Source organism: Amycolatopsis thermoflava N1165, assembly GCF_000473265.1.
Lineage (GTDB): Bacteria > Actinomycetota > Actinomycetes > Mycobacteriales > Pseudonocardiaceae > Amycolatopsis_E > Amycolatopsis_E thermoflava.
This window is the reverse complement of record NZ_KI421511.1, coordinates 6511664-6526706: the sequence shown is the minus strand read 5'-3', so window position 1 is coordinate 6526706 and position 15043 is coordinate 6511664. Positions and strand designations below refer to the sequence as shown.

Genomic DNA, 15043 nt, shown 5'->3' with positions numbered 1-15043 from the left:
ATGGATCAGGCGGCGCGGTCACGACCAGGGCCGGTGCCGGCCCCGCCGACGGGGTGAGTTGTGCCACCGCCTGTGGGCTGGAGCAGGAACGCGATGTCGTCGATGACGCCTTGCGGGTAGGCCAGCGGTCCCCAGCCGTCGACGAGCTCGCGCGCCGCGGCGCGGATGTGCGCCCTGTCCTCCGGTTTCACGCCGCGACCTTGAGCTGCTCGTGGTCGATGAGCCTGCTGGTCGGTACGTACAGCTCACGAGCGATGCGGTTGACCAGGGATTCCTTGGCCCGCTTTCGGCCGGCCTCGACGTTCCCGAGGTGAGAGGGCGAGCAGCCCACACGGCGAGCGAGCTCGGGACGGCTTAGACCGCGCCCCTTGCGGATCGCCGCCATCACGGTCCCCTTGACGGGCACCATCTCGTCGTTCCTCTTGACCATGCACATCACATTACATCGCTTCACATCACTTCAGCAACTAGTTGCAGTGAAGCGATGCGAAGCGCTAGCGTTACCAGAGCGATTGGAGGTGAACGGATGCGCCATGGACATCAAAGACGCAGGTCACGGCCGATTGGCCGCGTAGACAGCATCAGACCAGCACGTCATGCTGTACACGTGACACGAAGTGATGCGAAGAGACTTGCCGACGCAGTGAAGGCAGCACGCGGAGCCTTGCGACTGTCGCAGCGGGAGTTTGCCGAGCGAGGCGGTCTCAGCATCCCAAGCGTGCAGCGAATCGAGTACGGCCAGATGACCCGGCCGCGGCAGCCCACCTTCGATGGGCTCGATAACGCTGTCCCGTGGTGGCCCAGAGGAACGGCCCGCGCGATCTTTCACGACGACGCGAAGGTGCCCGACCTACCCGCCGGTATCGATGCGAATTCGCATCAGGATCGAACATCTGATCTATATGAGAATCGCAACACTGGAGAACTTGACGACCGCGCGATTCTAGAGCGGCTAATCCAGCTCGTCCCGTCTGTGCGCAGACGACGAGGCGACGAGCACGCGGACCGCCTCATCAGGGAGATCATGTCGCTCGCCGTCGAGGCGGATCTGGTCACGCTCGCCGTCGAAGGGCTCAAGCAAATCGATACAAAGAATGCGGCGAACGGGTGACAATCGGCGGTCCAAACTCCCCCAGATGAGGGGTCCGTGACTCGCGCTGCGTAACAACGGAACCGTTCAGGTTGAAATGATCTACGTCCTGGCAGAAACAATGATCAACGGCGGTCGATACATGACGCTCCTGCGCACCACCTTCACCGGCCCAGTCACGGGCCTCGCCCTCGCTGCGTTCGTCGTCGAGACCACGCTCCTCCTCACGGAGCTGGTTCCCGTGGACGCGACGACCTACCTCATCACCCTTACTGCGACCATGACCGCCCTCGTCGCGCACGTCGCGGCCTTTCAGCGCGAGGCACGCGCCGAACGCGCCGAGGAGCGTGCCGAACGAGCGGCTCTCTACGACTACGTCGACGGCCGCTTCGACGACTACGAGATCGACGGCCTCCGGGCGCTGCTCGTCAGCCGCGTTCCGCAGGCACGGAGCGAAGAGGCCAAGCTCTACCGCATCTACCCTTGAGCTGCGCCGCTTTCGGCCGGATCACCCGTGGGATCCGGCCCGGCGCGGCTCGATCACCACGGAAGCCGGATCGAAGTACCGACCACCGGGAAGACGTCCCTGCTTGGTCCTCAGCAACGTCACCTTCACGAGCCGGCCGATGACGGCACGCTTCACGTCGATCGGAAGCCGGTCGGACTGAAACTCGGCGACCGGATCCGGAGCGTTCATCACCAGCGCGAGCGGCTGACGATCACCATGCCGCTCCAGGCGCGCCTCCACCGCATCGAGATCGGCCTGCCACTGCTTCGACGCCACGACGAACGACTTCAGGTCGATGTCGTGGTTCGCGAGGGCCTGCCGCGCGGCGTCCAGCTCGGCGCGGATCGACGCCGCTTCCGCGTACAGCGCGGATAGGTCCTCGCTGCCTGGAGGCGCGAGGCGCAGAGCGCCATCCTTCGCCAGGTGGCCCAGGATCTCAGCGACGGTCGACGTGACGTATTCGTCGACCGGAATTGATCCGCGGATGAGCTGGTGGCGACCGGGCTTCTTGCAGCGGTAGTGCGGCCGGCCGCCGCGTCCACCCGTGTGGGCGTGCACTGTTGACCCGTCCTCGCACAGGCCGCATAGGTACAGGCCTGAGCCGAGGTACTTCCGGTCCCGCGTGAACGCCGTCTGTCTGGACGGATCACTCAGCAACCGCCGCACCGCCTGCCACTCGTGCTCGGGAACGATCGCGGGCCACTGCGCCGGGCCGACGATCTCCCCGTTGTACTCGACGAGGCCGGCGTTGCGGGCGCGCAGCAGGAGTCGTCGGACGGTGGTCTGCGACCATTCCTTCCCGCGGGCTGTGAGCAGGCCGCGCTCGTTCCATTCGGACGCGATGGCCAGCAGGGAGCCGCCCATCAGGACGCGGCGAACCGCGGCGACGATCTCGCTGGCCTCCGACTCGCGCACCGTGACGCCGTCGTCTTCGAACCCGAACGGCCTGCCGCCGCCGAGCCAGCGCCCCTCGGAGGCAGCGGCGGACTTCGCGAGCTTCATGCGCTCGATGGCGTGTTCGACTTCGTGCTCGTTCCAGGTCGCGACGGTCTTGGCGACCGCGCGGCCGGTGGCGGTGGTGAGGTCGATGTCGCCGGAGGTGACGGTGCGGATCTGGACCTTGTGCAGGTTGACGATGTCGATGAGCTGCTGAAGGTCCTTGGTGCGTCGATACAGCCGGTCGGCATGCCAGGCGACGAACGCGTCGATCTTGCCCAGGCTGATGGCGTCGAGGAGTTGCTCGTAGGCGGGGCGCCGCTTTCCGGAGTGCGCGGAGATGTCGTTGTCGACGAGGACGTCGACGACTTCCCAGCCGAGACGTTCGGCGAGTTCACGGCACTCGGTCTCCTGCCGCTGGACGCCAGCGGCTCGCCCGGTCGGGTCGGACGAGATGCGGCAGTAGATCACAGCCCTAGTCACGCGGCTGGTCGTCCTCTCGGGGTACCTCGACCCCGGCGTTCACGGGCTGAACGGTGCGGATCTCGGCGAGAGCGTGGAGATCGACCAGGTTGCCGTGCAACTGGTCATGGGAGAACGCGAGGACTACGTCGCCTTTGCCGGCCCGGAGATCGTTGAGCAGATCCTCATACTGGGCACGCGGATAGCTGACGTCACGGTAGACGCCGACGACCTGCCATCCGAGTTCGGCGGCGAGCTGACGGCATTCCTCTTCCTGGCCCGCAACGGAACCTCTGCGGTCAGTGACGACGCGGGTGGCCGCATGGCAGTAGATCAGCGCTCGGGTCATTCCCGAAGTCTAGACCACCGTTAGTTGACTTTCGAGTCGTCGAAGTTGACCGTCGTCTTCACCAGGCGCAGGCCGAGCGTGCGCAGGTAGAAGTCGGCGTTGCGCTGGGGGTCGCCGCCGATCGCGGTCACGTGGTGCAAGCCGCTCGTCTTGATGGACATCGTCTGCTCCTTTGCCGGGGCTTCAACCTAACCCCCAGAACCTCTCGCCAGCAAGATATATTCCGGGAAGAGTTCCGGTCGGTATAGTCATGGGGTGACCACTCCCGGCGATGACGAGATCGTGACCTGGTGGGGCCTCGTGATCGAGGGGTACCTCGCCACGCAGGATCGACTCATGGGCGAGATCGCCGAGCGGTTCGGCCTGGCGCCGGCGCCGTTCGACATCCTGCTGCGGCTGGTGCGCACGCCCGGCCACCGGATGCCGATGACGCGCCTGGCCACCGAGGCGGCGCTGTCCAGCGGCGGGTTCACCAAGGTGGCGGACCGGCTGGTCGCCGCCGGGCTGATCACGCGCAAGCCGAGCCCGGACGACCGGCGCGTGACGTTCGCGTGCCTGACCGAGCACGGCCGCGAGGTGGCGGAAAAGGCGCGCCAGGCGTGCGCCGAGATCCTGCGGCGCCGCGTGCTGGAGCCCTTGGGGCCGGAGGCTTCGCAGGCGCTCGCCGACGCGATGCGAACGTTGCGTGAAGTGAACGGCACCAGCTGAAACCCCCGTTGCCTCCAGCGGATTGGCGGCGCACGATTAGTGCTCTCGTGAAGGAGGCGGGCCATGCTCACCAAGTCGACCATCACGCACATGCTTCCCGCGCAGGACGCCGATCGTGCCCGGCACTTCTACGGTGACCAGCTCGGCCTGCGCCAGACCGACACGGGACCGGACGGCACCTGCTACTTCGAGGCCGGTTCCGGGCACGTGATCGGTCTGCGCCCGCTGCCGGACGCCAAGCCGAGCGAGAACACGGTCCTCAGCTTCGAGGTCGAGAACATCTCCGCGGAGGTGCACGACCTCGAGGAACGCGGGGTGCGCTTCGCCGACTACGACTCCGGCGACCTGCGCACCGAGGGGCACATCGCCACGCTCGGCAAGGAGAAGGCGGCCTGGTTCGCCGACTCCGAAGGCAACTGGCTGTGCCTGCACGAGGTGGTGCGTTAGATCCCCAGGCCGGGGTACAGCTTCGCGGCGTTGCCGGACAGCACGTCCCGCACGACGGCGTCCGGCAGGCCCAGCTCCAGCAGCGCCCGGACGTTCCGCGCGGCGCCCGGGACGCCGGGCCAGTCCGTGCCGAACACGAACCGCCCCGCCAGCCGGGTGAAGTCGAACCGCGCGTAGTACTCCGGCAGCTTCCGCGGCGGCAGGCCGGACAGGTCCAGCCACACGTTGTCGCGCGCCAGCGCCAGGAACGCGGCCACGTCGTACCACCAGCCGCGGCCGCCGTGGGCGAACACGAACTGCACCGACGGGAAGTCCTCGACGACGTCGGCCATCAGCTCCGGGTTGCCGAAGCTCGCGCGGGCGCCGGGGAAGCTGCTCGTGCCCGAGTGGATGATCACCGGCACCCCGCGCTCGGCGCACACGTGGTACGCGGCGTACAACTCCTTGTCCCCCGGCGAGAACGCGCCGTGCACGGGGTGGATCTTCAACGCCACCGCGCCGAGGTCCAGCTGCCGCTCCACCTCGGCCGCCACCGGGTGGTGCAGGTACGGGTTCACGTTGGCCACCAGCCGGAACCGCGTCGGGTTCTCCGCCACCAGCGGCAGGTTGTCCTCGATCGGCTGGATCCCGGTCGCGCGCGGGCTGTACTCGCAGAACAACAACGCGCGGTCGACACCCTCGGCCTCGAACAACGCGTCCAGCCGCGCGGGCACGACGTTCCCATCCGTGTCGTAGGCGGACCGCCAGTCGTGCGGGCCGGAGAACCGCTCCGCCCACTCCAGCCACGCCGGTTTCAACGTGCTCAGCCGCGGCGCGTGGACGTGCGCGTCGACCACGGTGTAGCCGTCGATCACGTGAGCGCCCCCGGCCGCAGCGAGTCCCGCACCAGCTCGCGGATCACGTTCCGGCGGATCTTGCCCGTCGCGGTCTTGGGCAGCTCCTCGACACCCACCACGGCACGTGGCCGTTTGAACGCGGCGAGCCCCTCGCGGCAGAAGTCGATCAACGCGTCCGGATCGACGGTCCGCCCGGCGGCCGGCACGACGCAGGCCACCGGCTTCTCGATGCCGTCCGCGTCCGGCGCCGCCACCACCGCGACCTCGGCGACGTCCGGGTGCTGCAGCAACCGCTGCTCCACCTCGGCCGGCGACACCCAGATCCCGCCCGCCTTCAGCATGTCGTTGAACCTGCCGAGGCAGGTGTACGTGCCGTCCGGGTTGCGCACGTAGCTGTCCCCGGTCCGCAGCCACTCGCCCTGGAACACCTGCTTCGACGTCTCGTACCGGCTCCAGTAGCCGAACGCGGTGGACGGGCCGCGCACGTACAGCTCGCCGGGCTCGCCGGTGGTTTCGATCAGCGTGCCGAGCGGGTCGCGGATCTCCACGTCGTAGCCGGGCACGGCGACACCCGTCGTGCCCGGGACCACCTCGCCCGGCCGGTTGGACAGGAAGATGTGCAGCGCCTCGGTGGACCCGATGCCGTCCAGGATCTCCACCCCGAACCGGTCGCGGAACCGCTGGTAGATCACCGCGGGCAGCGGCTCGCCGGCCGACACCGCCTGCCGCACCGAGGAGAACGTGTCCGGTGGCAGGTCGGCGGCCAGCAGGGCGGAGTAGAACGTCGGCACCCCGAAGAACAACGTCGGCCGCTCGGCGCGCACCCGGTCGGCGACCAGCTGCGGCGTCGGACGGCCCGGCTCGAACACCGCGCTCGCGCCGGCCGACAACGGGAAGAACGCGGAATTGCCGATGCCGTAGGCGAAGAACAGCTTGGCGACGGAGAAGCACCTGTCGTCGGGGCCGATCCCGAGCACCTGCCTGCCGTAGGTCTCGCACACCGCCCGGATGCTCGCATGCCGGTGCATCGCACCCTTGGGCTGCCCGGTGGTGCCGGACGTGTACAGCCACAGCGCGGGCGAATCGGCCCACGTGTCATAGGTTTCCCGTGCGTCCGCTGTGGACAGACGAGTCCAGTCGTGTGTGGACACCCGGGAGAACTGCGCCGCGTCCGCGCGGTCCAGCACGACGTCGGTGACCTCCGGCGCCAGCTCGATCGCCTCCTTCGCGGCGGCGGTGAACTCCCCGGACACGCACAGCACCCTGGCCCGCGAGTCGGCGAGCACCCGGCCCAGCTCGGGCCCGGTCACCATGGTCGACACCGGCGCCGGAACGGCGCCCGCGCACATCGCGCCGAGGATGCCGGTGAGCATCTCGACGCCGTCGACCATGCACAGCATGACCCGTTCCTCGGGCCGCACCCCGATGTCCGCCAGCCCGCCCGCGACGCGGTGCACCGCTTCGGAAAGCTCGGCGTAGGACAGCGTGCGCGAGACCGTGACGACCGCGGTGCGGGCGCCGTTCCCGTCCCGGACGTGCCGGTCGACCAGGTAGTCCGCGGCGTTGAACTCGACCATCCGCCCGCCCTCCGCAGGTTTACAGGTACACGTACTCGTAGTCGAACGGCTTCCCGTTGATGCCCTGTCGCGGCGGGGCGACCCAGCTCGCGATCTTGCCCCGTTCGTACACCGGGTGCATGAGCGAGCGGACGAACGCCAGGTCCTCGTCGGTCGGCAGCCAGTGCTTGCGGCTGCGCTCCCAGGTCGCTTCGTCCACGATCGTCCCGTCCGGCGTGATGTGGTGGCCGGAGTTTATGCCGACTTTCCGGTTGAAACCAGGGTGCGGCAGGCGGAACCGGAAGTCGATGCCCGCGTCGGCGAGGATCTTGTTCCACCGCTTGACCCCGGAGGAGCAGTCGGCGATGTACTCACCGCGCAGGTCGAGGTTGAGCAGCAGGATCTTCTGCATCTCCTCGGCGGTCCAGGTGCCGTCGTCCTGCGGTTTCTCCAGCAGCGCCGCGTCTTCGGTCAGCTGGTGGTCGTCCTTGCGGCGGGTCTCCATCCAGCGGCCCTTGAGGCCGGCGGTGTAGTAGTTGGCCGCGTTCGTCGAGGTCTCGCTGCCGAACAGGTCGAGCGAGACGGTGTAGTGGAAGTTCAGGTAGCGCTGGATGATGTCCAGCGGGATGCCGCCGTGCGCGGCGATGTCCATGGTGTCGTGCTCGCGGATCAGCTCGGCGCTGCGCGTCACCACGCGGTCGACACCGGTGGTGCCGACGAACATGTGGTGCGCCTCCTCCTTGAGCATGAACTCGCAGGTGCGCGACAGCGGGTCGAACGCGGACTCCTTCAGCGTGCCCAGCTGGTACTTGCCGTCGCGGTCGGTGAAGTAGGTGAACATGTAGAACGCGAGCCAGTCCGCGGTCTCCTCGTTGAACGCGCCGAGGATGCGGGGCGTGTCCGGGCTGCCCGAGTTGCGGTGGAGCAACGCCTCCGCCTCCTCGCGGCCCTCCTTGCCGAAGTAGGCGTGCAGCAGGTAGACCATCGCCCACAGGTGACGGCCCTCCTCCACGTTGACCTGGAAGAGGTTGCGCAGGTCGTACAGGCTGGGCGCGGTCAGGCCGAGCAGTTTCTGCTGCTCCACCGAAGCCGGCTCGGTGTCGCCCTGGATGACGATCAGCCGCTGCAGGTCGGCGCGGTACTCGCCGGGCACCTGCTGCCACGCCGGCTCGCCGCGGTGCTCGCCGAACGCGATCCGGCGGTCCGGGTCGCGTTCGGCGAGGAAGATGCCCCAGCGGTAGTCCTGCGGCACCACGTGGTCGAAGTGCGCCCAGCCGTCGCGGCCGACGCTGACCGCCGTGCGCAGGTACACGCCCTGGGTTTCCAGCGCCGGGCCCATCTCGGCCCACCAGTGCATGAACTTCGGCTGCCAGCCCTCCAGCGCCCGCTGCAGCCTCCGGTTGTCGGACAGTTCGACGTTGTTCGGGATCTTGGCGTCGTAGTCGATCCTGGTCGGCATCTCACACCCGCTTGCGGTCGAAGGAAGCCTTCTGGCCGGTGCCGTAGCGGCGCAGCGCGCCCTCCGGCCCGGAGGCGTTCGGTCTCGTGAAGATCCAGTTCTGCCAGGCCGTCAGCCGGCCGAAAATCTTGGTCTCGATGGTTTCCGGGCCGACGAACCGGTGGTTGGCCTCCATGCCGGTGAGCGCGTCCGGCGACAGCGCGGCGCGGCCCTCCAGCACGATCCGGATCTCGTCCTCCCAGTCGATGTCGTCCGGGGCCTCGGTGACCAGGCCCAGCTCGACGGCCTCGCTGGCGGACAGCCGCCGGTCCCGCTCGCGCTTGAGCCAGTCCAGGTGGTCGTGCTCGCCGTAGAACCGGGATTCCAGGCGGGACAGGCCGTTGCCCATCGGAAACGCGCCGAAGTTCGCGTCGGACAACACGATCGACGCGCGCTCGTCGCTGTCCTCGTCGTCGATCGGCGGGCCGTCCAGCATGTACTGGCGGTCGCAGGCCAGCGCCAGCTCCAGCAGCACCCCGGCGAAGCAGCTGCCCGGTTCGATCAGCGCGATGAGGCTGCGGCTGGTGACGTCGAGCCGTTTCAGCGTGCGCTTGTAGTAGTGCAGGACCTCGTTGGACAGCCAGTCGGAACCGGTGAGCACCTCCCGTTCGGCGGCGAGCACGGCGTCCGGGTCGCCCTCGGTGCGGAAGACCCAGGTGCCCAGCTCGGGTTCGTTGGTGCGCAGGCGCAGGATGAGGTCGTCCAGCTCGCGGGTCAGGGCCAGCAGCCAGCCGTCTGCTTGCGGTCCGCGGACGGTGATCGTGACGACGCCGGCGGCGCGGTCCAGCTCGGCGGTGGTGTTCGGGTAGGCGATGCGGTCGTCGTCCTCGGTGCGGTCGAGCGGTTCGAGCACGATGCCCTGCGCGTTCTCCGGCCGGTTGCTGCGGGCGGCGAGTTCGCGGGCCCGCTGCTCGACGACCGCGCGGAACTCCTGGCGCGGGACCAGCTCGTCGACCAGCCGCCAGTCGACCGCCGTGCGGCCCTTCACGCCGTCCGGGCGGGTGGCGAACACGTCGGCACGGTCCTTGCGGACGCGGCGCTTGTCGGTGACGCGGGTGAGGCCGCCGGTGCCGGGCAGCACGCCGAGCAGCGGCACCTCGGGCAGCGCGACGGTCGAGGAGTTGTCATCGACCAGCAGGATCTTCTCGCAGGCCAGGGCGATTTCGTAGCCGCCGCCTGCGCAGCTGCCGTTGACCGCAGCGAGGTAGATCTGGCCGGAGTTCTCGGTGGCGTCCTCGATGCCGTTGCGGGTCTCGTTGGTGAACTTGCAGAAGTTCACCTTCCACTCGTGCGGGGAGCCGGCCAGCATCCGGATGTTCGCGCCGGCGCAGAACACCTTGTCCTTGGCGCTGGTCAGGATCACCGCGCGCACCTCGGGGTGCTCGAAGCGCAGCCGCTGCACGGCGTCGTAGAGCTCGATGTCCACGCCCAGGTCGTAGGAGTTGAGCTTCAGCTCGTAACCCGGGACCAGGCCGCCCTGCTCGTCGACGTCCATCTCCAGCCACGCCAGCGGCGGCTCGATCCGGAGCCGCCAGTGCCGGTAGTCCTCCGGTCGCCGATCGAATGACACCGTCGTCATGGCTCTCGATTCTCTACTTGTTTTTCCCGAACGTCAACGTTGTGTAGAGAGTGGATCTCGCGCCTATCGTGCTCAGCATGGCTGACCTCAAACCCCGGTCGCGGGACGTGACGGATGGACTGGAACGCGCGGCGGCTCGCGGCATGCTGCGCGCGGTCGGGATGGGCGACGAGGACTTCGCCAAACCGCAGATCGGCATCGCGTCCTCATGGAACGAGATAACACCGTGCAACCTGTCTCTGCAACGGCTCGCCCAGGCGAGCAAGCAGGGAGTGCACGCCGGCGGCGGCTACCCGATGGAGTTCGGCACGATCTCGGTGTCCGACGGGATCTCGATGGGCCACGAGGGCATGCACTTCTCGCTGGTGTCGCGGGAGATCATCGCCGACTCGGTGGAGACGGTGATGGAGGCCGAGCGCCTGGACGGCGCGGTGCTGCTCGCCGGGTGCGACAAGAGCCTGCCCGGGATGCTGATGGCCGCCGCACGGCTGGACGTCGCGGCGGTGTTCCTCTACGCCGGGTCGATCCTGCCGGGCAATGTGGACGGCCGCGAGGTGACGATCATCGACGCGTTCGAGGCGGTCGGCGCGTGTGCCCGCGGGCTGATCTCCCGCGAGGAGGTCGACAAAATCGAACGCGCCATCTGCCCCGGTGAGGGCGCGTGCGGCGGGATGTACACGGCGAACACGATGGCGTGCGCGGCCGAGGCGCTGGGCATGTCGCTGCCCGGCTCGGCGAGCCCGCCGTCGGTGGACCGGCGGCGCGACCGGTTCGCCCGGGAGAGCGGCGAGGCCGTGGTCGGGATGCTCGGCGCCGGGATCACCGCCCGTGACGTGCTCACGCGCGAGGCGTTCGAGAACGCGATCGCCGTCGTGATGGCGCTCGGCGGGTCCACCAACGCGGTGCTGCACCTGCTGGCCATCGCCCACGAGGCCGAGGTCGATCTGACGCTGGACGACTTCACCCGGATCGGTGACCGGGTGCCGCACCTGGCCGACGTCAAGCCGTTCGGGCGGCACGTGATGACCGCGGTCGACCGGGTCGGCGGGGTGCCGGTGGTGATGAAGGCCCTGCTGGACGCGGGTCTGCTGCACGGCGACTGCCTCACCGTGACGGGCAAGACGCTGGCCGAGAACCTGGCCGAGCTGGCCCCGCCGGAGCTGGACGGCGAGGTCGTGCGGAAGCTGTCCAACCCGATCCACCCGACCGGCGGGCTCACGATCCTGCACGGCAGCCTCGCGCCGGAGGGCGCGGTCGTGAAGAGCGCCGGGTTCGACTCGTCGCGGTTCGAGGGCACGGCGCGGGTGTTCGACGGCGAGCAGGCCGCGATGGACGCGCTGCCGACGCTGCAGCCCGGTGACGTGGTGGTGATCCGGTACGAGGGGCCGCGCGGCGGGCCCGGGATGCGCGAGATGCTCGCCGTGACGGGCGCGATCAAGGGCGCCGGGCTGGGCAAGGATGTCCTGCTGCTCACGGACGGCCGGTTCTCCGGCGGCACCACCGGGTTGTGCATCGGGCACGTCGCCCCGGAGGCCGCGCACGGCGGCCCGATCGCCTTCGTCCGCGACGGCGACCCGATCGTGCTCGACATGGAGACGCGAACGCTCGACGTGGGCATTTCCGAGGCGGAGATGGCCGAACGCCGGTCCGGCTGGGAAACGCCCCCGCCGCCGCGCCGCACCGGCGTGCTGGCCAAGTACGCCCGTCTGGTCGGTTCCGCCGCACAGGGGGCCGTCTGCTCGTAGATGACTAAGTCCTAACCCTGGGTGGGATGTGGAGATGGGTGAAGGATGCTGAACCGCTGACGCTGGCGGTGGCGCAAGTGCTGCTGGGGTGCGTTCCGAGGCCCGGTGGCTGCGGTTCGTGCCTCGCCAGGTACCGGGCGCGTTCCCGTATCTGCCCGGCCGCAACGACTCCTCGCCCTCACCGCCGCCATCTGGCACAACCGCGCCACCGGCCAACCCACCACCCGATCCCTGATCGCCTACGACCACTAACCAAGATCGGACTTACATCTAGACGTAGTATTGACGAATCGTTCAACAATCCAATAATGTCCTCCGCCACTGGGGGCGGCACACGGTGCGCCCATTCCTGGCGAAGGAGTTCCCGCATGCGTGCACGACGTTCGTTGTTCGTCGCCCTGGCATCCTCGATCGGCGCGGTCCTCGCGCTGCTCGTCCCGGGAACGGCCGCGGCTTCGGACTACAACATCGCGACGGCCTCCAGCGGCCCGAGCGGCAACTACTGGTACTACTGCGTGACGGACACCGGGGTGGAGGGCTGCTACCAGCCCTACGGCGACCTGTTCTATGTCCGCGACACGAAGGCGAACGGGCAATCGGCCGAGGTCCGCTGGTACAACAACCTGAACGGGTCGCCCTACCGCCAGGGCACGTGCCGGAACAACCTCGGCTCGGGCCACTGGGGCGTGTGCGACAAGGACTTCCGCGAGGACAGCACGATCCGCTTCGGGGTGGACGGCGTGGGCAACGACGCGCGCCTGTACTCGCCGACGCTCTACGCCTGACGCCCGCGGCCGGACCGCCGACACGCGGTCCGGCCCCGTCCGCTCCTAGAGGGAGCCGAAGAACTGCCGGATGTCCCGCACCAGTTCCGCCGGGGCCTGGTGCGCGGCGTAGTGCCCGCCGACGTCGTAGGTGCGCCAGCTGACGATGTTCTTGTGGTCGCGCTCGGCGAAGCGGCGGATGGACTGGAAGTCGTTCGCGAAGCCGGCCAGCGCGAGCGGCACCGTGGTCGGCTCGGCGGGCGGCTCGGTCTGCGCGTCCTCCCAGTAGAACCGCATCGAGGACGCCGTGGTTCCGGTCAGCCAGTAGATCGCCAGGTTCGTCACCACGAAGTCGTCGTCGAGGCCGGCGAGCAGCTGGCCGTTCCAGCCGGCCAGCCCGGCCGGCGAATCGGCCAGCGCGTGGGCCAGCGTCTGCGGCTGCTGGGCCTGCAGCTGGTTGAACGCGCCCATCTTCGACCAGAACCACTGCAGGTGCTCCAGCGCGGACCCTTCCTCCGGCGTCAGGTCGGCCATCTCGGCGGGATCACCCGACGGGAACGAGAAGATCTGCGTGACGTGCACGCCCACGACGTGCGACAGGTCCACCCGGCCGACCTCGGGTGAGATCAGCGAGCCGCCGTCGTTGCCGACCGCGCCGTAGCGCTCGTAGCCGAGGCGGGCCATCAGCTCGGCCCACGCCTTCGCGACGCGGTACCGGTTCCAGCCGCGCTCGCGGGTCGGGCCGGAGAAGCCGAACCCCGGGATCGACGGGATCACCAGGTGGAAGTCGCGGGACAGCGGCTCGATCACGTCGAGGTACTCCACCACCGAACCGGGCCAGCCGTGCGTGAGGATCAGCGGCAGCGCGTCCTCGCGCGCCGACCGGACGTGCAGGAAGTGGACGTTCTGGCCGTCGATCTCGGTGGTGAACTGCGGATGGGCGTTCAAACTCGCTTCGAAGGCGCGCCAGTCGTAGCCGTCGCGCCAGTACTCGACCAGCTCACGCACGCGGGCGACCGGCACGCCGTAGTCGGCGCCGCCGTCGGCGAGCTCTTCGCTGAACCGGGTGCGGGCGAGGCGATCGGCCAGGTCGTCCAGGTCGGCCTGCGGGACGTTGATGCGGAAGGGCTTGATCTCGGTCATGACACCAAGCTAGAAGCCCAATAGGAAGACTTCTTTCCTATTGATCGGGCAGACTCGGGAAAATGCTGGAGACCTCAGCCCGACTGCTCCGCCTGCTGTCCCTGCTGCAGACACCCCGCGACTGGACCGGCGCCGAACTGGCCGAACGGCTCGAGGTGAGCACCCGCACCGTCCGCAACGACGTCGAGCGGCTGCGCAACCTCGGCTACCCGGTGCACGGCACACGCGGCTCGGTCGGCGGCTACCGGCTGGGCGCGGGCGCCGCGCTGCCGCCGCTCCTGCTCGACGACGAGGAGGCTGTGGCGGTCGCGATCAGCCTGCGGACGGCGGCCGGCTCGCTCACCGGCGTCGAGGAAACGGCGTTGCGGGCGCTGACGAAGCTGGAACAGGTACTGCCGTCGCGGTTGCGGCGCCGCGTGCGAGCGCTGAGCACGTACGCCGTCCGCGCGCCCACCGACAGCGAAGGGCCACGCGTGAGCGGCGAAACCTTGAGCCTCCTCGCCGCGGCGTGCCGCGACCACGAGCGGCTGCGGTTCGACTACACCGGCCACGACGGCACGACCAGCCGGCGCGTCGCCGAGCCGTACCGGCTGGTGAACTGGGGGCGCCGCTGGTACCTCGTGGCCTGGGACTGCGACCGCGGCGACTGGCGCACCTTCCGCGTGGACCGGATGGAGCCGAAGATCCCGTCCGGCCCCCGGTTCACCCCGCGTGAGCTGCCGGAAGAGGTGACCGACCGGGTGCGCCGCGGGGTGTCGGCGGCGGCGTGGCGGCACCACGCGGAGGTGACCGTGCACGCCCCGGCGGACGTGGTGCGCGAGCGGATCAACCCGGCGGTGGGCGCGGTCGAGGCGATCGACGCGACGAGGTGCGTGCTGCACACCGGCGCGGACACCGTGCAGAGCATCGCCGTGCACCTGGGTCTGCTGGACCTGGATTTCACCGTGACCGGGCCGCCGGAACTCGTCGAACGGCTGCGCGTCCTGTCGCGGCGCTACCGGAAGGCCGTGTCGTGAAACCCTTCCAGACCACGCGTCTCGCGGACGCCGTCGAAGTCACCGCCCCCGACGGGTCCGCGGTCCGTCCACTGTGCACACTGCCGGGCGTGGCGAGCTTCGCGCACTTCGCGCTGGAGCCGGAGCAGGTGTCGCAGGCCGTGTCGCACGCGACCGTGGAGGAGATCTGGTACGTGGTCGGCGGCAGCGGCCGGATGTGGCGCGGGCAGGGCACGCGCGAGGAGGTCACCGAGCTGGCGCCCGGGGTGTGCCTGACGATCCCGCTCGGCACGGCGTTCCAGTTCCGGGCGGGCGCGGACGGGCTGGCGGTGGTCGCCGTGACGACGCCACCGTGGCCGGGCGCGGGCGAGGAGGCCTCGCCCACGGCCGGCCACTGGTGACCGTTGACTGAATTTCAAAATTGGTC

17 protein-coding genes and 2 pseudogenes are annotated in these 15043 nt (G+C 69.1%); 9 read left to right on the top strand and 10 right to left on the bottom strand.

The annotated features are described in order from the left end of the window. Positions 1–5 precede the first annotated feature (5 nt). Together AMYTH_RS0132260 and AMYTH_RS46085 are read right to left on the bottom strand one after the other, a co-directional pair. Positions 6–191, bottom strand: coding sequence for a hypothetical protein (locus tag AMYTH_RS0132260; protein ID WP_027933701.1), 186 nt, complete (start codon positions 189–191; stop codon positions 6–8). Further along, on the bottom strand, positions 188–430 hold the full coding sequence (locus AMYTH_RS46085; RefSeq protein ID WP_167344623.1) for a helix-turn-helix domain-containing protein: 243 nt from the start codon (positions 428–430) through the stop codon (positions 188–190). The genes AMYTH_RS0132260 and AMYTH_RS46085 overlap by 4 nt, the downstream gene beginning before the upstream one ends. A 54-nt stretch (positions 431–484) precedes the next feature. Between AMYTH_RS46085 and AMYTH_RS49140 the strand changes: the two genes are divergently transcribed. Both AMYTH_RS49140 and AMYTH_RS0132245 read left to right on the top strand, forming a co-directional pair. Then, entirely contained in the window at positions 485–1111 is a 627-nt protein-coding gene (locus AMYTH_RS49140; protein ID WP_157360682.1) for a helix-turn-helix domain-containing protein, read from the top strand. 76 nt (positions 1112–1187) lie between these two features. Beyond that, positions 1188–1577: a hypothetical protein gene (locus tag AMYTH_RS0132245; RefSeq protein WP_027933699.1), complete on the top strand. Its 390-nt coding sequence runs from the start codon at positions 1188–1190 to the stop codon at positions 1575–1577. A 21-nt stretch (positions 1578–1598) separates the two neighbouring features. Here AMYTH_RS0132245 and AMYTH_RS0132240 read toward each other — a convergent pair whose 3' ends face one another. The 3 genes and pseudogenes from AMYTH_RS0132240 to AMYTH_RS48200 all read right to left on the bottom strand — a co-directional run. Then, entirely contained in the window at positions 1599–3005 is a 1407-nt protein-coding gene (locus tag AMYTH_RS0132240; RefSeq protein WP_051362876.1) for a recombinase family protein, read from the bottom strand. A gap of 4 nt (positions 3006–3009) precedes the next feature. Next, on the bottom strand, positions 3010–3345 hold the full coding sequence (locus AMYTH_RS46080; RefSeq protein WP_037322841.1) for a recombinase family protein: 336 nt from the start codon (positions 3343–3345) through the stop codon (positions 3010–3012). A 35-nt stretch (positions 3346–3380) separates the two neighbouring features. Then, positions 3381–3506: pseudogene (locus tag AMYTH_RS48200) on the bottom strand (VOC family protein); the annotation flags it as partial. Between the two features lie 94 nt (positions 3507–3600). Between AMYTH_RS48200 and AMYTH_RS0132225 the strand changes: the two are divergent. Both AMYTH_RS0132225 and AMYTH_RS0132220 read left to right on the top strand, forming a co-directional pair. Further along, complete coding sequence (locus AMYTH_RS0132225) at positions 3601–4053, top strand: MarR family winged helix-turn-helix transcriptional regulator (protein ID WP_020417004.1); 453 nt, start codon at positions 3601–3603, stop codon at positions 4051–4053. 63 nt (positions 4054–4116) lie between these two features. Further along, positions 4117–4500, top strand: coding sequence for a VOC family protein (locus tag AMYTH_RS0132220; protein ID WP_027933696.1), 384 nt, complete (start codon positions 4117–4119; stop codon positions 4498–4500). Here the strand turns inward: AMYTH_RS0132220 and AMYTH_RS0132215 are convergent. From AMYTH_RS0132215 to boxC, 4 genes are read right to left on the bottom strand one after another with little or no spacing between them, the layout of a single operon-like run. Further along, positions 4497–5354, bottom strand: a complete 858-nt coding sequence (locus AMYTH_RS0132215) for an amidohydrolase family protein (protein ID WP_027933695.1) — start codon at positions 5352–5354, stop codon at positions 4497–4499. The two genes, AMYTH_RS0132220 and AMYTH_RS0132215, sit on opposite strands and share 4 nt — an antisense overlap. Next, positions 5351–6913, bottom strand: coding sequence for a benzoate-CoA ligase family protein (locus AMYTH_RS0132210; RefSeq protein ID WP_027933694.1), 1563 nt, complete (start codon positions 6911–6913; stop codon positions 5351–5353). The genes AMYTH_RS0132215 and AMYTH_RS0132210 overlap by 4 nt, the downstream gene beginning before the upstream one ends. Before the next feature lie 19 nt (positions 6914–6932). After that, positions 6933–8351, bottom strand: a complete 1419-nt coding sequence (gene boxB, locus AMYTH_RS0132205) for a benzoyl-CoA 2,3-epoxidase subunit BoxB (protein WP_027933693.1) — start codon at positions 8349–8351, stop codon at positions 6933–6935. A 1-nt stretch (position 8352) separates the two neighbouring features. Further along, positions 8353–9969 (bottom strand): 2,3-epoxybenzoyl-CoA dihydrolase, encoded by a 1617-nt coding sequence (gene boxC, locus AMYTH_RS0132200; RefSeq protein WP_027933692.1) that lies wholly within the window; start codon positions 9967–9969, stop codon positions 8353–8355. Positions 9970–10046: 77 nt separating this feature from the next. On the opposite strand from boxC, the gene ilvD reads away from it, so the two are divergent. The 3 genes and pseudogenes from ilvD to AMYTH_RS0132190 all read left to right on the top strand — a co-directional run bounded on the left by ilvD (position 10047) and on the right by AMYTH_RS0132190 (position 12499). Next, positions 10047–11714, top strand: a complete 1668-nt coding sequence (gene ilvD / locus AMYTH_RS0132195) for a dihydroxy-acid dehydratase (RefSeq protein ID WP_027933691.1) — start codon at positions 10047–10049, stop codon at positions 11712–11714. A gap of 38 nt (positions 11715–11752) precedes the next feature. Then, a pseudogene (locus tag AMYTH_RS51330) lies at positions 11753–11880 on the top strand (IS982 family transposase); the annotation flags it as partial. 202 nt (positions 11881–12082) lie between these two features. Next, entirely contained in the window at positions 12083–12499 is a 417-nt protein-coding gene (locus AMYTH_RS0132190) for a hypothetical protein (protein ID WP_027933690.1), read from the top strand. A gap of 45 nt (positions 12500–12544) precedes the next feature. Here the strand turns inward: AMYTH_RS0132190 and AMYTH_RS0132185 are convergent, their stop codons facing one another. Then, complete coding sequence (locus AMYTH_RS0132185; RefSeq protein WP_027933689.1) at positions 12545–13621, bottom strand: epoxide hydrolase family protein; 1077 nt, start codon at positions 13619–13621, stop codon at positions 12545–12547. A 62-nt stretch (positions 13622–13683) separates the two neighbouring features. On the opposite strand from AMYTH_RS0132185, the gene AMYTH_RS0132180 reads away from it, so the two are divergent. Next, positions 13684–14637 carry a helix-turn-helix transcriptional regulator gene (locus AMYTH_RS0132180; protein WP_027933688.1) on the top strand — a complete coding sequence of 318 codons (954 nt, stop codon included), beginning with the start codon at positions 13684–13686 and terminating at the stop codon, positions 14635–14637. Continuing rightward, positions 14634–15017, top strand: coding sequence for a cupin domain-containing protein (locus AMYTH_RS49130; protein WP_037322840.1), 384 nt, complete (start codon positions 14634–14636; stop codon positions 15015–15017). Before AMYTH_RS0132180 ends, AMYTH_RS49130 begins: the two co-directional genes overlap by 4 nt. Positions 15018–15043: the final 26 nt, after the last annotated feature.